The sequence below is a fragment of the Streptomyces sp. NPDC052496 genome, assembly GCF_040679095.1.
Classification (GTDB): Bacteria; Actinomycetota; Actinomycetes; order Streptomycetales; family Streptomycetaceae; genus Streptomyces.
The window spans coordinates 98,268-116,827 of sequence record NZ_JBFAUH010000014.1; the positions used below are offsets into that span (position 1 = coordinate 98,268).

Annotated in this window: 19 protein-coding genes and 2 pseudogenes; 12 read left to right on the top strand and 9 right to left on the bottom strand. The window is 69.6% G+C overall.

Annotated features, from left to right (window positions below):
* Window positions 1-62 precede the first annotated feature (62 nt).
* Together AB0L45_RS19895 and AB0L45_RS19900 are read right to left on the bottom strand one after the other, a co-directional pair.
* A complete protein-coding gene (locus tag AB0L45_RS19895; RefSeq protein ID WP_365841582.1) occupies window positions 63-1,127 on the bottom strand; it encodes a zeta toxin family protein in 1,065 nt (354 codons plus the stop codon).
* Window positions 1,090-1,398, bottom strand: a pseudogene (locus tag AB0L45_RS19900) (zeta toxin family protein); the annotation flags it as partial. The pseudogene AB0L45_RS19900 and the gene AB0L45_RS19895, both read right to left, overlap by 38 nt.
* A 91-nt stretch (window positions 1,399-1,489) precedes the next feature.
* On the opposite strand from AB0L45_RS19900, the pseudogene AB0L45_RS19905 reads away from it, so the two are divergent.
* Window positions 1,490-1,729: pseudogene (locus AB0L45_RS19905) on the top strand (helix-turn-helix transcriptional regulator); the annotation flags it as partial.
* Between the two features lie 713 nt (window positions 1,730-2,442).
* Here the strand turns inward: AB0L45_RS19905 and AB0L45_RS19910 are convergent.
* The 3 genes from AB0L45_RS19910 to AB0L45_RS19920 all read right to left on the bottom strand — a co-directional run bounded on the left by AB0L45_RS19910 (window position 2,443) and on the right by AB0L45_RS19920 (window position 4,008).
* Complete coding sequence (locus tag AB0L45_RS19910) at window positions 2,443-3,069, bottom strand: flavodoxin family protein (protein ID WP_365841584.1); 627 nt, start codon at window positions 3,067-3,069, stop codon at window positions 2,443-2,445.
* Between the two features lie 119 nt (window positions 3,070-3,188).
* Window positions 3,189-3,335, bottom strand: a complete 147-nt coding sequence (locus AB0L45_RS19915) for a hypothetical protein (RefSeq protein WP_365841586.1) — start codon at window positions 3,333-3,335, stop codon at window positions 3,189-3,191.
* 286 nt (window positions 3,336-3,621) lie between these two features.
* Window positions 3,622-4,008 carry an ATP-binding protein gene (locus AB0L45_RS19920; protein WP_365841588.1) on the bottom strand — a complete coding sequence of 129 codons (387 nt, stop codon included), beginning with the start codon at window positions 4,006-4,008 and terminating at the stop codon, window positions 3,622-3,624.
* 801 nt (window positions 4,009-4,809) lie between these two features.
* On the opposite strand from AB0L45_RS19920, the gene AB0L45_RS19925 reads away from it, so the two are divergent.
* The 6 genes from AB0L45_RS19925 to AB0L45_RS19950 all read left to right on the top strand — a co-directional run bounded on the left by AB0L45_RS19925 (window position 4,810) and on the right by AB0L45_RS19950 (window position 9,606).
* The gene (locus AB0L45_RS19925) at window positions 4,810-5,184 is read left to right on the top strand and encodes a MerR family transcriptional regulator (protein WP_365841590.1); all 375 of its coding nucleotides are present in this window, start codon (window positions 4,810-4,812) and stop codon (window positions 5,182-5,184) included.
* A 92-nt stretch (window positions 5,185-5,276) separates the two neighbouring features.
* Entirely contained in the window at window positions 5,277-5,540 is a 264-nt protein-coding gene (locus tag AB0L45_RS19930; RefSeq protein ID WP_365841592.1) for a hypothetical protein, read from the top strand.
* 312 nt (window positions 5,541-5,852) lie between these two features.
* Window positions 5,853-6,740 (top strand): sulfotransferase domain-containing protein, encoded by an 888-nt coding sequence (locus AB0L45_RS19935; protein ID WP_365841594.1) that lies wholly within the window; start codon window positions 5,853-5,855, stop codon window positions 6,738-6,740.
* Between the two features lie 10 nt (window positions 6,741-6,750).
* Window positions 6,751-8,184 (top strand): MFS transporter, encoded by a 1,434-nt coding sequence (locus AB0L45_RS19940; protein ID WP_365841596.1) that lies wholly within the window; start codon window positions 6,751-6,753, stop codon window positions 8,182-8,184.
* A 79-nt stretch (window positions 8,185-8,263) separates the two neighbouring features.
* Window positions 8,264-8,824 carry an adenylyl-sulfate kinase gene (locus tag AB0L45_RS19945; protein WP_365841840.1) on the top strand — a complete coding sequence of 187 codons (561 nt, stop codon included), beginning with the start codon at window positions 8,264-8,266 and terminating at the stop codon, window positions 8,822-8,824.
* Window positions 8,821-9,606, top strand: a complete 786-nt coding sequence (locus AB0L45_RS19950; protein ID WP_365841598.1) for a class I SAM-dependent methyltransferase — start codon at window positions 8,821-8,823, stop codon at window positions 9,604-9,606. Before AB0L45_RS19945 ends, AB0L45_RS19950 begins: the two co-directional genes overlap by 4 nt.
* A gap of 68 nt (window positions 9,607-9,674) precedes the next feature.
* Here AB0L45_RS19950 and AB0L45_RS19955 read toward each other — a convergent pair whose 3' ends face one another.
* The 3 genes from AB0L45_RS19955 to AB0L45_RS19965 form a co-directional block, all read right to left on the bottom strand.
* Complete coding sequence (locus AB0L45_RS19955; protein WP_365841600.1) at window positions 9,675-10,067, bottom strand: VOC family protein; 393 nt, start codon at window positions 10,065-10,067, stop codon at window positions 9,675-9,677.
* A gap of 612 nt (window positions 10,068-10,679) precedes the next feature.
* Entirely contained in the window at window positions 10,680-11,567 is an 888-nt protein-coding gene (locus AB0L45_RS19960) for an undecaprenyl-diphosphate phosphatase (protein WP_365841602.1), read from the bottom strand.
* Between the two features lie 182 nt (window positions 11,568-11,749).
* A complete protein-coding gene (locus tag AB0L45_RS19965) occupies window positions 11,750-12,451 on the bottom strand; it encodes a TVP38/TMEM64 family protein (protein WP_365841604.1) in 702 nt (233 codons plus the stop codon).
* A 227-nt stretch (window positions 12,452-12,678) separates the two neighbouring features.
* Here AB0L45_RS19965 and AB0L45_RS19970 point away from each other — a divergent pair, with 227 nt between their 5' ends.
* The 4 genes from AB0L45_RS19970 (at window position 12,679) to AB0L45_RS19985 (ending at window position 16,297) form a co-directional block, all read left to right on the top strand.
* The gene (locus AB0L45_RS19970) at window positions 12,679-12,882 is read left to right on the top strand and encodes a hypothetical protein (RefSeq protein WP_365841606.1); all 204 of its coding nucleotides are present in this window, start codon (window positions 12,679-12,681) and stop codon (window positions 12,880-12,882) included.
* A gap of 118 nt (window positions 12,883-13,000) precedes the next feature.
* Entirely contained in the window at window positions 13,001-14,176 is a 1,176-nt protein-coding gene (gene tuf / locus AB0L45_RS19975; protein WP_365841608.1) for an elongation factor Tu, read from the top strand.
* Window positions 14,177-14,428: 252 nt separating this feature from the next.
* A complete protein-coding gene (locus AB0L45_RS19980; RefSeq protein ID WP_365841610.1) occupies window positions 14,429-15,271 on the top strand; it encodes a patatin-like phospholipase family protein in 843 nt (280 codons plus the stop codon).
* A 234-nt stretch (window positions 15,272-15,505) separates the two neighbouring features.
* Window positions 15,506-16,297 carry a fused MFS/spermidine synthase gene (locus AB0L45_RS19985; protein WP_365841841.1) on the top strand — a complete coding sequence of 264 codons (792 nt, stop codon included), beginning with the start codon at window positions 15,506-15,508 and terminating at the stop codon, window positions 16,295-16,297.
* A 53-nt stretch (window positions 16,298-16,350) separates the two neighbouring features.
* Here AB0L45_RS19985 and AB0L45_RS19990 read toward each other — a convergent pair whose 3' ends face one another.
* Window positions 16,351-17,649 (bottom strand): MFS transporter, encoded by a 1,299-nt coding sequence (locus tag AB0L45_RS19990; protein ID WP_365841843.1) that lies wholly within the window; start codon window positions 17,647-17,649, stop codon window positions 16,351-16,353.
* Window positions 17,650-17,921: 272 nt separating this feature from the next.
* Between AB0L45_RS19990 and AB0L45_RS19995 the strand changes: the two genes are divergently transcribed.
* The gene (locus AB0L45_RS19995; RefSeq protein WP_365841612.1) at window positions 17,922-18,386 is read left to right on the top strand and encodes a DUF4442 domain-containing protein; all 465 of its coding nucleotides are present in this window, start codon (window positions 17,922-17,924) and stop codon (window positions 18,384-18,386) included.
* Window positions 18,387-18,560 lie beyond the last annotated feature (174 nt).

An 18,560-nucleotide genomic window follows, 5' to 3' on the forward strand; every position in this document is an offset into this window, starting at 1 on the left:
TAACGATCTCGGCCTTGTGTGAGGCGTGGTTCCCTCTAGCCCCGGACTTCGCGGTCACCGTTTCAGGTCTGCGGCCAGCGGGTCTGTCCGATGTCGGTGTCGAGCAGGTCGAGGAGGTGGAGTTGGACGCTGCGGGTGATCTGGGCGGTGGGCGGCTCGGTGATGTTGCCGACCTGCAGGGTGAGTTCGCCGAAGTGGTAGAAGATCATGCGGCCCGTGGGGCGGACGCGGCGGTTGTCGGGGTAGAGACCGCTCATGGTCTGCTCGGGGCCGAGCGCCCGTCTGACCTGGCGTTCGATCAGACAGAAGACCAGCAGGACCAGGCAGATGACCTGGATGAGGGCGGCGACGCGCCGGTTGTGCTGGACGAAGACCGGCGCAACCGCGAGCGGGCCCTTGAAGTCGTGGTATCTGCGTTCGACCGTGCCCTGGCCCTTGTAGTGGATCAGGGCCTGCCCGGCATCCGCCTGGTCGGCGGGGACGGACGTCAGCAGTGGGTACCAGCCGTCGACAGCAGATTCGGCCTTCAGCACGCTGGTGTCGAAGTGCCAGGCCAGGCGCTCGCGGGAGATCCGCTCGGGATGCACCCGCTGCTGGGCTCCGGACATCGCCTGGCGAAAGCGCTGCGTTTCGCGCGCGGTCCAGGGCCGTAACCGCTCCGCGGCCACCGCCGCCGCGGCCCCTTCACCACCGCGTATCGCACCGTTCAGCTCGGTGCTGGCCAGCACTTCACGGTCGCGGCGGAAGACGGGGATGCGGTCCGCCAGGTCCTCGGCCTCGATGACGCGAAGGGTGCCCAGCAGGGCGCGGCTGCACAGGTCGTGGTTGCCGAAGGAGACGTAGCGTCCCGCGCCAGCGGCTTCAACCTGGCCGAGGTAGCGCTCCAGCACGCTGAGCTGGCTGACCGCCTCCGGCACGGCCAGCACCGCGACCTCGATGCGGTGCCCCGCCGCTCGGTAGGCCGCGGCCGCGGCACGGAAGGTGTCCGCATCGGCCAGCGCAGTTTCCACCACGGCGTCCAGTCGGCGGCGACGTACGTACGCCTCCACACCTTCCTGCCACCGGCGGGTGTCCGTTACGCACCGCGACCCCGGCCCGCCGGTCGTCGGCGGCCAGCAGCGCCGCATAGGCCGGGTGCAGCGATTTGTACAGGTCACTGCCGATGCGTACTGCACCACCGCGCCGGGCCAGCACCTCGTGCACCAGGTCGGCGACGGCGGACTTGCCGGCCCCCGGCGGACCGGCCACGAAGACCACCACCGCCCGCTCCTGGACGACGGCGTCCTTCGTCCACGTCGGCGCGATGAGCGTCTCCAGGATGTCCTGGTGCTCCGTCTCCGCCAGCACAGCCGGTGCCACGTCCCTGTCCCGCACCGGCCCTCCCGACCCTCCACACATCCAGTAACGATCACCAGAACTGCACGCTAAAAGTACGGCATAAGTACGATCCAGAATCGATCGAGGTAGGCTGCAGGGCAGGAGGCGCCCTTTGTCCGAGCTGTTCGACGCGGTTGACGCCCTGGTCACGGGCCAGCCCGCCCTGCCCCCGCCAGCCGAACGCGAACGGCTGCGCAAAGCACATGGCCTGAGCCAGGACCAGGTGACCACTGTGCTGAACGTCCGCCGCGCCACGGTCGTCAGCTGCGAAAAGGGGCAGACCGAACCGCGGCCGCCGCAGCGCGAGGCCTACGCCCGGCTGCTGAGCCAGCTCGCGCTCCTCTACCCCGCAACGGATGCGCCGGCCCACCTCGCCCCCCGGAGAGTGGTGGAGGCCCTGGTCTCCGCCCTTGACCCGGCTGCTGAAGGGGGTTCGGTCACGGATCCGGCCTGCGGGGGCTCCTCATCACAGCAATGCAGGAGATCGAAGTGCGTGAGTTCATCAGGCGGAGCGTCGAGGCCGCACTCCAGGCCCCTGCTCTGTGCGAGACGATCGTGGACCAGATCATGGAGCAGCTCGAAGGGCCATCCGAGACCGGCTGATCCGTGTGACTGCAAGCGATGACGATGCCGTCGGCGTTCGCGCAGGAGACGCCCAGCCGCTGGTGGCCACCGCGTTGAAGGTCGCCGACTGGGATGTGGGCACCCGGCGCTATCCGTCACGGCCAACGGGGTGTGCGAATAGTGCGCACCGTACGTGGGAGAGCGCACGGCCGGAGGCCGGGGCCGGGAAGTACGGTTCGATGCTGGCCTGGTAGCCAGGGGCAGGCACCGCGGTGCCTGCCCCCGGCGTGGTTGGGTTAGCGGCGGATGTCGATGTTGTCCCGGATGTAGGCCCCGGCGCCGACCGCAGCTGCTGCCACCGTGGCAAGGGCGACGGCAAGAGGGAGCGGGCTGGTTGCGCCAGGCAGCCTCAGCAGGAGCCAGGCGGGCGGCAGGACACCGCCGCGCACAGCCTCTGCGCAACCGGCCTCCCGCCGTCGACCGGCCTCTGGAACAAGCGGATCAGGCGGCGACCGCGGCGCGGCCGGCGGCGTAGACCGCGGCCTGGGCGGCGACGCGGCGGCCGAGGTGGTCGGCGGTGGCTATGTCGGCCTTGTGGACGCCGTCCGGGCCCCGGTCGGTGTCGGTCTGCGCGGCGGCGCCCAGGTAGAAGCCGAGGCGGTTGAGGTCGTTCTCGGAGGCGGTGGTGGAGTGCCAGCCGGGCAGCAGGCCGAGGTTGACCCAGTGCATGCCGTGCTGGGCGGCCAGCACGGAGAAGAACTGCAGGGTGTGCAGCTTGTCGCCGCTCTTGGAGCCGGAGTTGGTGAAGCCCGCCGCGAGCTTGTCCTGCCAGGCGCGGGTCGTGTAGCGCTTCGAGGTGGCCTCGGCGAAGACGTGGAAGGCGCCGGACGCGGTGCCCATGTAGGTCGGCGAGCCGAAAACGATCGCGTCGGCAGCGTCGAGCAGGTCCCACTGCTCCTCGGTGATCTCGTCGACCTTGACCAGGTGGACGGTCGCCCCGGCGCCGGCGGCACCGTCGCGCACCGCCTCGGCGAGCACCGCGGTGTGGCCGAACCCCGAGTGGTAGGCGACGGCGACGACGGGCGGGACGACAGCGGCGAAAGAAGCAGTCGGGGCGGGCGTGATCATGGCGGAGCTCCTCAGAATCGTGCCGCGTAGCGCGGGGCGAGGCGGTCAACTAGCCAAAGGGGAGCACTAAAATCTAAGAACCTTATTTAGATGCGCTGCCTCGGGAGGCTGGTGCCGCCTCAGCGCCGGGTGGCGGCGCGGCGGCGGACGGTGTCGGGGAGGGTCTGACTGCGCCAAGTGGCGAGCTGGGTGTACGCGGGTGAGACATCGGCACTGATGCCGATGCGTCCGAGGGCCTTGGCGGCCGCTGCGGTGCCGGCCACCATCCACCGCGTCCTGGTGCGACGCGGGCTGAACCAGCGCAGGCCGGGGTGAGCGGAGTGGACGTAGTGGTGAAGGTCGCCAGACAGGTCTTATGCCTGTCGCAGGCAAGGCTGGACATCAGCTGATGCGGGCTCCCCTGTCCGGCCGGCCGCTGTCCCGCGTCCGGGGCCGGCAGGGGCGGCTCCTACGGCTGCCGTTTCGAACCCGTAGGAGCCGCCCTGCCGGAACGGCGGCCCAGCCAGCGGGCACTCTCAGCCACCACCCGGCAGCAGAATATTTTTTCCGCAGCTACCGGGGGAGGAGGGCGCTGACGGTTTTGCCGCCGAACGGCCCGGGGGTGACCGCGGTGGTGCGGGCGAGGCGGTTGACCAAGGGCCAGCCGAACCCTCCGGTGCCGCCGTTCAGATCGGGGGTGCGCAGGCGCGGCGTCCGCGGGCTGGGATCGTGCACGGCCACCTCGATGCCGTCCGGGTGCGCGGTCAGCTCCAGGGCCCAGGTGCCGCCCGCGTGGCGCAGGGCGTTGGTGACGAGTTCGGAGACGACCAGGAGCACGGTGTCCGCGGCCTCGGACGCGACCGGAGGCAGGAGGCCGTCCAGGAAGGCCCGAGCATCCAGGCGGGCGGCGGCGGATCTCCCGGAGCGGACAGGGGCACCGCTGGCGCTCACCGTGTCCATCAGCTCACCTGGTCTCTGGATCGTCAATGCCCGGTTCTGCCCGTCCGGTGCGTGTGCCCGGCTTGCGGCCCGCTACTCCGGCGGTGCGGGCCGCACCCCTGCCCCATCGCCAGTCAGAGCCGAATACCTCCCCACCGTCCGACCGAAAATCTATGTCGGCCGCAGTAGACATTGGATGGTGGGGTAGTTATGGTTTCTCTCGTAACCCAGAGAGACCGAAGGGCCCGGCAGAGACGAACTGCCGGGCAGCAGGACCCGCACATGCAGCACGCAGGACGGTGCGGCGGTGGAGTTCCGAAGCCATAGCTGAGCAGGACGGCGACGGGGCTGACGGCCGCACCGGGCGACCCGCAGTATCAGGGGCCGCCGTGAGCAGAACCCTGGTGAAGGCGCCAGCTGCAAGCGCACGCACCGGGAAGCAAGAAGCAAGGCGGCAGGTTCCACGCCAGAGCAGGACGGGCAACGGGGCCGGCTGCCGGAAGGCGGCGCTGTCACAGGCCGCTGAGCAGTTCGCATCACCAGCAGTACAGCAGTTGATCACTGAGGGAAGAACGGAGGAACGGTCGCCATCAGGATCGCCCGGGCGCACGTATGAGGTCCGGGTACCGCAGGACATCGACAGTGAGGTGGTCTCCGGTCAAGCAACCGCGATCCCCGCAGTCCCGGCAGCTCTTCGGCTGGGTCGGCGGATACAGAAGGCCGACGCGGTATCACGGTCGGCAGATGGTGTAGCAGTTCCTTCGGGGTCCGGGTGCCAGTACGGCATCCGGGCCCCTCGACGCGTTCCATGAAAGAGGTTCGATGACAGCAGACGACTCGTACGGCCGGCTCGACGACGAGGACTACCCCGCCTACACCATAGGCAGGGCCGCCGAGATGCTCGGCACCACCCAGGGCTTCCTGCGCGCCATCGGCGAGGCCCGCCTGGTCACCCCGCTGCGCTCCGCCGGCGGCCACCGCCGCTACTCCCGCTATCAGCTGCGCATCGCCGCCCGCGCCCGCGAGCTCGTCGACCAGGGCACTCCCATCGAGGCCGCCTGCCGCATCATCATCCTCGAAGACCAGCTCGAAGAAGCTCAGCGGATCAACGCCGAATACCGCCACGCTACCGAACGGCCGAGCTCGCCGACGATGCCTGAGACCGGTGAGGCCGGGCGGTCTTCACAAGCTTCGTGATTGCTGCCCGCGGCGCTCCTTCGCCCGGGCCGGGAGCCGCCTCACACCACAAAGGACACGCCGCTGTTTTCTCCGGTCAGGCCAGCAGGGGAGTGCCGAGCAGCCCGCTGCCGGAAACCGCCCTCGCCTTCCACCACGCCGTACGCGGCGCACACGACGACCTGACCGCCACCCTCGACCGGCTCCGCGAAGCCGCCGCGAACGGTGACTTCGCCTGCTACGTCAACATCGCCGCCACCATGGGCGACCTGCCACAACCCACGGCCCCTGCCGTCCAGTGGCTCGACAGCGAAACCACCGTACGAGCCCGCTGGCGCGCCCCGGTCACCGCACGGCAGCACCACCTGCGTTCCTGAACACCCCGCCGTGGACGACGCTTTGACCGCTCGGGACGCAAACCCTGAGCAGTATCCCGGCTGGCTGGGCGAACACCGCCTTGCGCCAGGCCGTTGGCGCGAGCTTGTTGTGCTGGGCATGTTTGTCCGGGAGTGGACAGGGCACCCGCTGGGACAGGAAACAAGGCCTGAGCCCACGGTGAACCATGGATGTAGCTGAGGTAAACGGCCAGCGAGGTGTCCGGCGTCGACCGTGGGCCTATACGTAGGTGGGAGCTCTGCGTGTGGGATTTAGGTAACCCTCATTCCTCTGGGGCACGGCGCTTCACCAAGATGGGATTCGGCCTGCACTACCACAACATGGCCTTTCTCCAGACTGACGATGTCATCATGCCCAGTATCGGCGGAGCGGGATCGTCCCTGCTGGGGAACATCATATTGGAACTGGGACTCGGGTATATCGACCTGAACCGTGACCGGCTGATAGATGACACAACTGTCCACTTGGCCGACGACGCCATCAGCCGCCGCATCAGGGGCTATCCACCATCCGCTGAAGGCTCCGTTCAGAGTTCGCACGAGCCCTCTCTCCACGCCGTTCATTGCCCACGGCCACGCTTGATGAAGACACACTTGCCGTCCGAGGAATTCGACGGGTACAACTTCGGTTCCGTCCTTCTCCTGGTACGCGATCCGAGGGACGCGTTGTACTCCTGGTACCGGTACCACCGCGGATTCGCTCAGCTGGAGTGGGAGAAGGTACCCGACACCTTCACCGAGTTCCTGAGGATGCCGTTCTTCACCGGCCGCCCGCCGGCTGAAGCGTGGGCCATCTACTACCGCGACTGGCTGAGCGCGGCTCAACGGGCGTCTGCCTGCCACGTCCTGCGCTTCGAGGACCTGAAGGCAGACGCGGCCAGGGCCATGCGAGAAGCATTCGCGGCCTTATCCATAGCCGTGGACGAGACGGAATTGCGCCGGGCGGCCGACCACAGCTCTTACGAGGCGATGCGGGCCCGTGAGGACGCCGTAGTCGCCCGGCAAACTGAGCGACAGGAAGCAGTGAGTGGTCCTGGGCAGCCTGAAGCCCGGGTCATGCGCAGTGGAAAAGTCGGCGGCTGGCGGGACTGGATGACACCAGAACTCGGCAACCACTTTGCTGTCCCCGAGCTACGCCGTTTGGCTCGTCGCTTCGGTTACGACCTCGAAACTTCGACTTGATGCGACGCCGATGACACAGGCGAATCACGGGGTGGACGTTGCGGTGCGCAGCCGGCGCCAGGGCACCGGGGTCATGGCAGCAGGAGTGCTGGCCGCCACCAATTTCCTGGTGGTCTTCGACGGAACCGTGGTGACCGTGGCCTTGCCCGCCATCGAGACCGGCCTCGGGCTGCGGAACCTCGATGCCCAGTGGATCATCACGGTGTACACCGTGGCGCTGGGGGGATGCCTGCTGCTGGGAGGGCGCAGCGGTGACCGGTTCGGCCGTCGGCGCATGCTGGCGACGGGCCTTGGCCTGCTGGCCTGCGGGCTACTCGTATCTGGCGCGGCTTCAAACCTGGCGTGGATGCTGACGGGGAGAGCCGTCCAAGGGCTGGGAGCTGCCCTGGCCGTCCCGAACGCTTTCGCCCTCATCAGTAGTGTCCCCGACCGATCTGCGCGAAACCGCCTCTTCGCTGTCTCCGGTGTGGCAGGCAGCAGCGGCAGTGCGTGCGGAGCAATAGTGGGCGGCCTCGTCGAGCAGACTCTGGGCTGGCGGTTCGTCTTTCTGCTCTCGGCATGCGTAGCGCTGTGTGCCGCCGCCGCGGTGCCCTGGTCCGTGGCCGACAGCAAACCGGAGCCCAAGCGCTCCCACCAGATGGATGTGCCGGCAGCGGCCCTACTCGCCACCGCGTTCATGCTCCTGGTCTTCGCTGTCACCAATGTGGAGAGATCTTCTCTGGTGGCACCCTCGACCCTGCTTGCGCTGGCAGGTGCCGGATTGGTGTTCACCAGTTTTGTGTTCAGGGAGCGGCGTGCGCGCATACCGCTCGTACCACTCGCGGTCTTGCGCGTACGCACCCTGCGTATCGCCATGCTGGTCATGCCTGCCCAGGTGTTCGCCTACAACGGCACCGTCTACGTTGCGCTGCTGTACTTTCAAAAAGTCAGGCACTATTCGACACTGGAAGCCGGAGCTGCTTTCGTCCCGCTGGGACTGGCCGCCTTCGCCGGATCGCCGGTCGCTTCACGCCTGTTGAGCGGCTCCAGGTCGCGGTGGTCGGTGTCCGCCGGAGCACTGACAGCCTGTGCCCTCGGCATGACCAGCATCGCGCTGGCAGCACACTCAGGCCCTTACGCTTTCACCCTCTTGCCCGCGCAGCTGCTGGTCGGCTTCGGTATCGCAATCGCCGCAGTAACCCTGAACGCTGCGGCAGGAGAGCATGTGCACGACCGGGAGAAATCAACCGCGTACGGCTTGTTCGAAACCAGCACCCATGTCGCCGGAGCGATGTCCGTAGCGATGCTGGCAACGGTGATCGCGGCTTTCGGCGGTGCTGAGCAGTCCGCTGTTTTGGGATACCAGACCGCCTTTGCCATTATTGCGGCAGCAGCGGCTTTCGGGACCATACTCTGCCTTTGGCTCGGCAGAAACTCCGTCCAGATCCCGTCCCGTTCCCACTGAACACCACCGCCGCCCTACGGCATAAAAGGAATCGGAGGACATTTTGGCGTCCCCAACAACATTGGAACAAAAGCAGCAGGTGACGCTAGGCGGACCGGTCATATGGATAACCGGCCTGTCCGGTGCGGGGAAAACGACGGTGTCCCGAACCCTGGTCGACCGATTGCGCACCCAAGGCATGTCACCGGTCATCCTGGACGGGGACATCGTGCGCGAAGCCCTGGACGTACACGGGGGCTACGACCGGGAAAGCCGTCACCGTATGGCATTCACCTATGCCCGGTTATGCCGCACGTTCGCTCTCCAGGGTCACACAGTCGTCTGCTCCACCATCTCCCTCTTCCACGACGTGCAGGAGTGGAACCGCCAAAACATTGACGGTTACATCGAAGTCCTGCTCGACGTACCCCTGGACGTCCTTCGCCAACGCGACAGCAAAGGTATTTACCGCCACGGGGACCGTCACAAAATCGTCGGCCTCGGCGTCACCCCTGAATTTCCGAGAAATCCGGACCTCGTGATCGCCAACCATGACGACACCAGCCCCGACCGGGCCGCACGCGAAATCATCGAGTTCTGCGCGCAGCGCGACGCCTGGCGCACCGCCCACCCGACCACTGTGAGCAGGAGGAAGAAGTGAACACAGGAAGCCTTAAGCACGGCGACTTCACCGGTCTGGCTGAAAACTACAGCAAGTACCGGGAAGGGTACGCACCCACAGTCAGGTCGGCTCTCATCGGGTTACTGGATCGGTCGGCCGACCAATGCGACGCCGTAGACGTCGGCGCTGGCACCGGAATATGGGCACGCATGCTCGCGGAAGGAGGATTTCGCTCCGTCACCGCAGTCGACCCGAACGAAGAAATGCGCACCACCGGCATGCGCGACTCCAAGCAGTTTCCCATCCAGTGGCGAGCGGGAAAGGGAGAAGACACCGGACTGCCGGATGCCTGCGCCGACCTGGTCAGCATGGCTTCATCCTTCCACTGGGTCGACTTCGACCTTGGGACGGCAGAATTCCGTCGCCTCCTGCGGCCCGGTGGGTGGTTCGTCGCTCTGTGGAACCCCCGGCACATCGACGACAATCCGCTGCTCGTGGACATAGAGGCAGAACTGACCCGCCTCAAGCCCGACCTGCGGCGCGTCTCATCGGCTCGAACGGGACTCAACGAAACCCTCACCGACCGCTTGACAGCCTGCCCCCATTTCGAGGACGTCGTCTTCCTCGAAGGCCGGCACACCGTTCAGCAAAGCGTTGAGCACTACCTGGGCGTGTGGAAGTCCGTCAACGATGTCCAGGTTCAGCTCGGCGAGGAGAACTTCCGCAAGTTCTTGGACTACGTAAAAGAACGGCTCGTCGACTTGGAGACCGTCGAGACCACCTATCTGACACGGGCCTGGGCCGCCCGCCGCGCCGACTAAACCGGCGTACGGTCCGGCACCCCCGCGAGGGCGGTGCCGGACCGTACGCCGCAGGCTCGCCTCAACCCTCAGGCCGGGCGGATCAGACAGAAAGGATGTCCCGCCGGGTCGGCGTAGACACGGAAACGCCGGGCGCCTCCGTCGTCGTCCACGTCCAGCGGCACTGCCCCCAGCGCCAATGCGTGCCTCTCAGCCGCCTCGATGTCTTCGACGTCGAAGTCGAGATGCAACTGCTGCGACCGGTCCGGGTCCGGCCAGGCCGGAGGCTTGTAGCCAGGAGCTTGCTGGAAGGACAGGTGAGGGGCTCCTTCCACATGCAACTCGGTCCACTGCTCACTGCGGCCCGAGATGCGTCCTCCCAGGAGGCCCTGGTAGAAGCGGGCCAAGGTCAGCGTGTCAGGGCAGTCGAGAACAGTGGTCCGTATGCGCGCATACGGTGCAGGAGATTGCGATTCTGTCATCTGAGCGAAGTACCCTGCCGATCGTCAGACATGCAGGTCCGGCAGTACGGACAGGCGGTTCGCTAAGTGAGTGACTCTGTCGGGGGTCTTGGGTGCCCTGCCGAGTTGAAGCCGGTGCAGCGACCGCACGGGGGCCGGACGCAGGGACGAAGTCGGCGTTCACTGCGCCTGGGCGTGCTCGCGCAGGGTGCGGCGGGCGTGTCCAGGGGCCGCTGGATGAAGGGGAGGTAGGAGGCGGTGAGCCCGGGGGCTTGGGGCTGGGCCGCATCTTGGATGCGGCCTGGTCAGACCGGGGTCTTGCGGTGTTCGTCGGCGGCGGGCGCGGCAGTGGTGCGCATCGCCGTGGGCGTGCTCGCCGTAGTTACCGGGCCGGCGGATGCGCCTCCTTCACCCCTGTGTCCTCATCGCGTCCGGGTCGGGGGGGCTCAGGGTGCGGCTGGCCGCCTCGCAGCGGCGGTCCGGTGACACACCGGCCGCCGACGGGCAAGGTCAACTGGGAGCCGAATGGGAGTCGACCATGGAAATCGCCCGCGCGGAGGTGCCGGGATCTGCTGGTTCCTGCGTGTTGGTGCGAGCAGGAACTGGTAGATCCAGGGGCCCGGAACGGTCGTCTCAGCCTGCCGATTCGCCGGCGTGGGGGCTCAGGACGCCCGCGCTGACCAGGGCGAACAGGGCGATGCCCAGGAGGATGCGGTAGATGACGAAGGGCATGAAGCTCTTGGTGGTGATGAACTTCATGAACCAGGCGATGACGGCGTAGCCGACGACGAAGGCGATGACCGTGGCGAAGATGGTCGGGCCCCAGGAGACGTGGCTTGTGGTGGCGTTGTTGCCGAAGGCGTCCTTGAGTTCGTAGACGCCGGAGGCCAGAACGGCGGGGATGGCGAGGAGGAAGGAGTAGCGGGCCGCCGCCTCGCGGGTGTAGCCCATCAGGAGGCCGCCGCTGATGGTGGCGCCGGAGCGGGAGACGCCGGGGATCAGGGCCATGGCCTGGCAGACGCCGTAGATGAGGCCGTCCTTGACGTTCAGGTCGGTGAGGGTCTTGCGCTGTTTGACGGCGCGGTGGCGGCCGCCGGACTCGTCGCGGGCGGCCAGGCGGTCCGCGATGCCCAGGACGACGCCCATGACGATGAGGGTCGTCGCGATCAGGCGCAGATCGCGGAAGGGGCCCTCGATGGCGTCCTTGAGGGTGATGCCCAGGACGCCGATCGGGATGGAGCCGACGATGACCAGCCACCCCATCTGGGCGTCGTGGTCGTGTCGCAGGTCGCGGTTGACGAGGGAGCGCGCCCAGGTCGAGACGATCCGTGCGATGTCCTTGCGGAAGTAGATCAGTACGGCGGCCTCGGTGCCGATCTGCGTGATCGCGGTGAAGGCGGCGCCGGGGTCGTGCCAGCCCGCGAATGCCGCGGTCAGGCGCAGATGCGCGCTGGAGGAGATGGGCAGGAACTCGGTCAACCCTTGGACCAGGCCGAGGATGAAGGATTCAAACCAGTGCATCGAAGCTACGCTATCCAGAGGGTGATCAAGCGCTTACCCAGCGAAGACGCGGGACGGGCGGCACGAGGGCGGAAAGGGCGGAAGGGCAACGTGCGGTCGGCGGGATCAGGGACCGGTCGAGGGGCAGCGTAGCGCCCGGAAGTGTCCGAGGGGTCAAAGGGCTCTTTCCGGACGCCTGCCGGTCAACGCCCCCGGAGTGACGCGCGCTTGCGCCAGGCCACGAGCACCGCGGCCAGACCGGAGACCGCGATGAAGCCGGTGGAGATCAGGAAGGCGGGCGAGGTGGGCGTCGAGGCCCGGGCGCCGGCGATGACGTATGCGGCGGTGTTCGGCACGCTGCCGAGGGTGGTGGCCAGCAGGAACGCGCCCCAGCCCATGCGGGAGACCGCCGCGCAGTAGTTGGTGGCGCAGAACGGCAGGCCGGGGAAGAGCCGGATCGCCAGCATCGAGCGGAAACCGTGGTCGCTGAGCTGCCGGTCGGCGGCGGTCAGCCAGCGGGCGCGCAGGAAGGGGCGCAGGGCGTCCTGGCCCAGCAGCCGGCCGAGCCCGAAGGCCAGGCCAGCGCCGAGGACCGTGCCGGCCAGGGCGGACAGGAAGCCGGACAGGCTGCCGAAGATGGCCCCGGCGGCGAGGTTGAGAACCGGGCGGGGGACGAACGCGGTGGTGCACACCCCGTACGCGAGTCCGAAGAGCACCACGGCGCCGCCGCCGGCCCACTCGGGCGGCCAGCCGTGTGCCAGCAGCCGCTGCGGCTGCCAGACGAGCATGGCGGCGGCGGCGCCTGCGAGCAGGACGAGGAGTACGGCGAGGCGGGCCCAGGGGGAGAAGAGCACACGCGTGCAGCGCGCGGCGAGGCCGTCGGGCGTTGCGGCGGGTTCGAGCATCCCGGGAGCGTAACCGACGAGTGTGGCGTGGAGGTGTATTCGCGGTCGCTGTGGGGTGACGGGGGAGGGAGGGACGGGGTGAGGGAAGGGGGGGCGGGAGATGTGGGAGGTGTGGGGGGAGGAGAGTAGGAGGTGTGGGGAGGGGCGGGGTGGGGGAAGGGGGGAGCGGGCAGGCCGGGGCTGGAAAATCGTTCGACGTGGCGCGTGCCGCGCGAGATCCTTGGCGCATGTTCCGGCAGCCTTACCTCGCGCTCACGTCCGCAGTCGCGGACGCGCCGAAGGCTGCCGTCGACTCGCTCGCGGCGCTGATCGCCGCGCTCAAGGCCGATGCCGTGCCGTTCCCCGGCACCACCGTCGCCGCCGACCCCGTCGCGGCAGGCACTGCCGCCGCCGTTCCCGCCGCATCCGCGGCCGGCGGCGCGCGAAGCTGACCCTCTCCGGATCGACCGGCGAACCCCGCAGGGGGAGGGTCGGTGGGGCTCAGGGGTTCCCACGGCGGCGCGTCACGCCGCCGTACTCACCGCATCGCACTCGCGAGGAAGAACAGCCATGCCCAAGACGGCATACGTGCGGACCAAGCCGCACCTGAACATCGGCACCATGGGCCACGTCGACCACGGGAAGACCACCTTGACCGCCGCCATCACCAAGGTGCTCAGTGAGCGGGGCAGCGGCACCTTCGTGCCCTTCGACCGGATCGACCGGGCTCCGGAGGAGGCCGCGCGCGGCATCACCATCAACATCTCGCACGTCGAGTACGAGACGGACACCCGGCACTACGCCCACGTCGACATGCCGGGCCACGCCGACTTCATCAAGAACATGGTCACCGGCGCGGCGCAGCTCGACGGCGCGATCCTCGTCGTCTCCGCGCTCGACGGGATCATGCCGCAGACCGCCGAGCACGTCCTGCTCGCCAAGCAGGTCGGCGTCCGGTACGTCGTCGTCGCGCTGAACAAGGCGGACGCGGGCGACCCCGAGCTGACCGACCTGGTGGAGCTGGAGGTCCGCGAGCTGCTGTCGGCGCACGGGTACGACGGGGACCACGTACCCGTCGTACGGGTCTCCGGGCTCCGCGCCCTGGAAGGCGACCCCCGCTGGAGCCAGGCCATCGAGGCGCTGCTCGACGCGGTGGACACCTACGTGCCGACGCCGGAGCGGTATCTGGACGCGCCGTTCCTGCTGCCGGTGGAGAACGTCCTGACCATCACCGGGCGCGGCACGGTCGTCACCGGCGCCGTCGAGCGCGGCACGGTGCGTGTCGGCGACCGGGTGGCGGTGCTGGGCGACGGGGCGGAGACGACGGTGACCGGTGTGGAGACCTTCGGGAAACCGATGGAGTCCGCCCAGGCCGGGGACAACGTCGCCCTGCTGCTGCGCGGCCTGCACCGGGACGAGGTGCGCAGGGGGCATGTCGTCGCGGCGCCGGGCAGCGTGACGCCGCGGCGGCGCTTCACCGCCGAGGTGTACGTGCTGTCCACGGAGGAGGGCGGCCGCCGCACCCCGCTCTCCACGGGCTACCGCCCGCAGTTCTACATCCGTACGGCGGACGTGGTCGGCGGCATCGACCTCGGCGAGCGCGGCATCGCCCGGCCCGGCGAGACGGTGACGATGACCGTCGAGCTGGGGCGCGACATCCCGCTGGAGCCCGGCCTCGGGTTCGCCGTCCGTGAGGGCGGCAGGACGGTGGGGGCCGGCACGGTCCGTACGGTCGCCGAGATGTAGCCGGGGAGGCCTGAGTACAAAAACATTGGGGAGTACGAGAACAGGGGGTACGAGAACAGGGGGTACGAAAACAGGGAGTACGAAAACAGGGGAGTACGAAAACAGGGGGCGGGAGTAGGGCAGGCCGGGAGTACGTACCGCTCCGTTCCGTGCGGGTGGGGACGGAGCGGTACGGGCTCGGAGGCGGGGCGGCACCGGCCGGGGCTGCCACACTGCCGTACAGGGGGCGGGGAACCGGGAGAGGGGACCGCGATGACGGGAACGGCGCTCATACTCGGGGGTGGGGGCTACACGGGCATCGGGTGGGAGATCGGGATGCTCGCCGGACTCGTCGAGGCCGGTGTCGACCTCCCGTCGGCCGACGCGGTCATCGGCACCTCGGCCGGTGCGATCGTGGGCGCCCAGCTCACGTCGGGGCGGCTGACACCGGACGAACTGTTCGCGCGCCAGCTGGCCCCGGTCACGGGGGAGACCGCGGCGCGCATGGGGGCGCGGGAGCTGGCCCGGTTCCTGTACCTGGCGCTGCGCTCGCGTGACGCGGTGGACTTCGGCGCGCGGATGGGGCGCCTCGCGCTCAGCTCCCGCGCGGCAGCCGGGCCCGACCGCCGCGACGCCCTCGCACGGCGCCTGGTCAGCCACGACTGGCCGGCCGGGCGACTGATGATCACGGCGGTGGACGCGGCGACGGGGGAGCGGACGGCCTTCGACGACACCAGTGGGGCGGACCTGGTCGACGCGGTGAGTGCCAGTTGCGCGGTGCCCGGTGTGTGGCCGCCGGTGCGTATCGGCGGGAAGTGGTGGATCGACGGTGGGGTGCACTCCAGCGCCAACGCGGACCTCGCCGCCGGGTACGGGCGGGTCGTCGTCCTGGCGCCGGTGGCGTCCGGCGGTGGGCCCATCGCCACCGCGCGGTCGCAGGGCGCGGCGCTGGCACGGTGCGGCGCGCGGGTGTGCGTACTGGTGCCCGACCGCGCGGCGCGCGCCGCCTTCGGACGTAACGTCCTGGATCCGGCGAAACGTGCCGACGCGGCTCGCGCGGGACGCCGCCAGGCCGCGGCGCATCTGAAGGAGGTCGCGTCGGTCTGGGCGGGATGAGGTGAGGTGATGGGATGAGGTGAGGTGATGGGATGAGGCGGGGCGACGGGGTGGGGTGGCGGCAGGGGCCGGTTCGGGGAGGGTCGCTGTGCGCTCCCGTACCGGCACAATGGGACGGTGGATGAAGCAGCCGAGCAGATACCGGGCACCCCGCTACCGGGCGCACCGGCCGAGGGCGGGACGGCCGAGCCGGTGCCCGTCACCCGCGTCGTCGACTGCGGCACCGCCAAGCTGATGCCGGACGTGGACCGGCCGCGCGCCTGGCTGCTGACCGTGGACGGCGCCCCGCAGTCCTACGTCGACCTCGACGCGCCGACCGACCTCGAATTCGAGTACGCGCGCCGGCTCGCGGCCGTCCTCGACGCGGCCGGCGCCCCCGGCGAACCGCTCGACGTGCTGCATCTCGGCGGCGGGGCGCTGACCCTGCCGCGCTATCTGGCCGCGACCCGCCCCGGCTCCCGCCAGGACGTCGTCGAAGCCGACCGGGGGCTGCTCGCGCTGGTCGCCGAACAGCTGCCGCTGCCCGCGGACTGCGGCATCGCGGTGCGGGCCGAGGACGCGCGTACGGCGCTGGAAACGGCGCCGGAGCACAGCGCGGACGTGATCGTGGCGGACGTCTTCGGCGGCTCGCGGGTGCCCGCGCACCTGGCCTCGGTCGAGTACGTGCGGGCCGCCGCCCGCGTACTGCGCCCGCACGGGATCTACACGGCGAACCTCGCCGACAGCGCGCCCTTCGGCTTCCTGCGCGCCCAGCTGGCGAACTGCGCGACCGTCTTCGGCCACCTCTGCGTGATCGCCGAACCGGCCGTGCTGCGCGGCCGCCGTTTCGGCAACGTCGTGCTGGCCGCGTCCCGCGTCGAGCTGCCGCTCACACAGGTGGCCCGGCGCGCCGCCGCCGATGTGTTCCCCGCGCGGGTCGAGCACGGCGACGGGCTGCGGCGGCTGATCGGTGACGCCGTACCCGTGCACGATGCGCAGGCCGTGCCGTCGCCCCGCCCGCCGGACGGCGCGTTCAGCATCGGTTGAGCCGGGGGCGTAGGGACAAGGGGGGAGGGGGAAGGGGAGAGGAGGGGAGGGAACTAAGAGCGCGCGACGGAAGCTTCGGCAGCCGGATCGGCGGTGAGGGCCGAACCCTCTGAGCCCACCGAACCCCCTGAGTCCTTCCAACCCCTTGAGTCCTCCGAATCCCTTGAGCTCCCCGACCCCCCAACCACCCGTCGCCGCAGCCTCCGGACGTCCGGTACGCACAGCACCGCCGCCGTCAGCAGTGCGATCAGTGCGGAGCAGCCCCACAGGGCGGCGGTCCGGCCGATGAGGTCCTGTACGGGGCCGGCCAGCGCGGTGGCCACCGGGGTGATCGCCAGTGAGCCGAACCAGTCGTACGACGAGACCCGGGAGAACTTCTCCTCCGGTATCTCCTGGTGCAGCGCCACCATCCACATCACCCCGAACACCTCCAGCGCGACGCCGGTGCCGAACATCACCAGGAGGAGGACGGTGACCGGTACCGGAACGGCGAGCGCGGCCGAGGGGAGGGCGAGCGGGAAGACGCACAGGATGCCGGTGAGCAGGATCCGGCGGGGCTTGAACCGCATCATGAGCAGCGCGCCGCCGACCGTGCCCGCACCGAAGGCGGCCAGCGCGAGGCCCCACGGCCGGGGGCCGCCCAGGTGTTCCTCGGCGACCATCGGCCCGTACACCGCCTCGGCCGCCACCACGACGGCGTTGACGACCGCGAACTGTCCGATCACGGCCCACAGCCAGGGCCGGGAGACCACCTCGCGCCAGCCGTCGCGCAGGTCCGTGAAGAGCCCGGCGGTGGGGGCGCGCCCGGCGATGTGGCCGACGTCGAGGAAGGCGCGCAGCGCGCCCGCCACGGCGAAGGCGGCGGCGTCGACGGCCAGCACCCAGCCCGGCCCGACGGCGGCGACCAGGGCGCCGCCGAGTGCGGCGCCGCCGATGTTCGCGCCGTTCATGCTCATACGGAAGAAGGCGAAGGCCCGGCCCGAGTGCTCGCCGGAGACGCTGGAGAGGACCATCCCCTCGGAGGCCGGCGCGAAGAACGCCTGCCCGGTGCCGCCGAGGGCGGCCAGCACCGCCATCTGCCACAGCCGCGCCTCGCCGGTCAGGACGAGGACGGCGAAGAGGCCCTGCGAGACGCAGTTGAGCGCGTTGGCGGCGACCATGACGCGGTGGCGCGGCAGCCGGTCGGCGACCGCGCCGCCTATCAGCAGGAAGACGACGAGCGGCACCGTACGGGCCGTGGCGACCAGGCCGACGTCGGTGGCCGAGCCGCCGGTGCCGAGCACCGCGAACGCCGCCGCGATCAGCGATCCGGCGCTGCCGAGGCCGGCGACCACGGCGGCGGTGGTCAGCAGGGTGTAGTTGCGGCCGGCCCAGGCGGGGCGGCGGGAGCGGGGGCGGTGGGGGCGGCGGGTGCCGTGGTGGTCGTCCGCGCGGTCGGTGTCGGTCAGCACGGGCGCACCCGGGACCGTGACGGGAGCGCGTGCCGCGCGGGATACGGGTTCTGCTCGCCTCCGGGCGGCTGCTGACCTGGCCACATGGGCCACCACGATATGCGCCCCACCCGATGGGCCGGAAAGCCGGGCGGGGCTTCCCCCCACAAGCTACTCGTAGGTAACATGCCGCCATGTCCTCCGAGACCAAGCCGTCGATCGGCGAAATAATGGCGGCCACCGTGCCGATGGCCCGTACGCTCCACCTGGAGTTCACCGAGACCACCCCCGAACGGGCCGTGGTCCGGCTGCCCGACCAGGCGGACTACCACAACCACGTCGGCGGCCCGCACGCCGGCGCGATGTTCACGCTCGCCGAGTCGGCCAGCGGCGCGATCGTGCTCGCGGCCTTCGGCGACCAGCTCTCGCGGGCCGTGCCGCTCGCCGTACGGGCCGAGATCGGCTACAAGAAGCTGGCCATGGGCCCGGTCACCGCCGCCGCCGAGCTCGGCCGACCGGTCGCCGACATCGTCGCCGAACTGGACGCGGGGCAGCGGCCGGAATTCCCGGTGAACGTCGCCATCACCAGGGAGGACGGCGCCGTCACCGGCGAGATGACCATCGTGTGGACGCTGCGCCCGAACACACCCGCCGGGTAACGGAACGGCCGCGTACGGGGCGGGGCGCTGCCGCCCGCACGGCGGCCGTACGCAATCTCCTCCAGGTCCGAGGCAACTTCCCGCTGCCGGGGCGCGTCTCGTACGAAGAGTTCTCGCGGAGTGACGGAGCACTCGTGCACCCATGAGCCCGTGCCGAGCACTCGTACGGAGAGA

Coding starts and splice junctions, on each gene's coding strand:
- AB0L45_RS19895 (WP_365841582.1), bottom strand. CDS start 1,127: ATGCGGCGCTGCTGGCCGCCGACGACCGGCGGGCCGGGGTCGCGGTGC.
- AB0L45_RS19910 (WP_365841584.1), bottom strand. CDS start 3,069: ATGATCACGCCCGCCCCGACTGCTTCTTTCGCCGCTGTCGTCCCGCCC.
- AB0L45_RS19915 (WP_365841586.1), bottom strand. CDS start 3,335: ATGGTGGCCGGCACCGCAGCGGCCGCCAAGGCCCTCGGACGCATCGGC.
- AB0L45_RS19920 (WP_365841588.1), bottom strand. CDS start 4,008: ATGGACACGGTGAGCGCCAGCGGTGCCCCTGTCCGCTCCGGGAGATCC.
- AB0L45_RS19925 (WP_365841590.1), top strand. CDS start 4,810: ATGACAGCAGACGACTCGTACGGCCGGCTCGACGACGAGGACTACCCC.
- AB0L45_RS19935 (WP_365841594.1), top strand. CDS start 5,853: ATGGGATTCGGCCTGCACTACCACAACATGGCCTTTCTCCAGACTGAC.
- AB0L45_RS19940 (WP_365841596.1), top strand. CDS start 6,751: ATGACACAGGCGAATCACGGGGTGGACGTTGCGGTGCGCAGCCGGCGC.
- AB0L45_RS19955 (WP_365841600.1), bottom strand. CDS start 10,067: ATGACAGAATCGCAATCTCCTGCACCGTATGCGCGCATACGGACCACT.
- AB0L45_RS19960 (WP_365841602.1), bottom strand. CDS start 11,567: ATGCACTGGTTTGAATCCTTCATCCTCGGCCTGGTCCAAGGGTTGACC.
- AB0L45_RS19965 (WP_365841604.1), bottom strand. CDS start 12,451: ATGCTCGAACCCGCCGCAACGCCCGACGGCCTCGCCGCGCGCTGCACG.
- AB0L45_RS19970 (WP_365841606.1), top strand. CDS start 12,679: ATGTTCCGGCAGCCTTACCTCGCGCTCACGTCCGCAGTCGCGGACGCG.
- tuf (WP_365841608.1), top strand. CDS start 13,001: ATGCCCAAGACGGCATACGTGCGGACCAAGCCGCACCTGAACATCGGC.
- AB0L45_RS19980 (WP_365841610.1), top strand. CDS start 14,429: ATGACGGGAACGGCGCTCATACTCGGGGGTGGGGGCTACACGGGCATC.
- AB0L45_RS19985 (WP_365841841.1), top strand. CDS start 15,506: ATGCCGGACGTGGACCGGCCGCGCGCCTGGCTGCTGACCGTGGACGGC.
- AB0L45_RS19995 (WP_365841612.1), top strand. CDS start 17,922: ATGTCCTCCGAGACCAAGCCGTCGATCGGCGAAATAATGGCGGCCACC.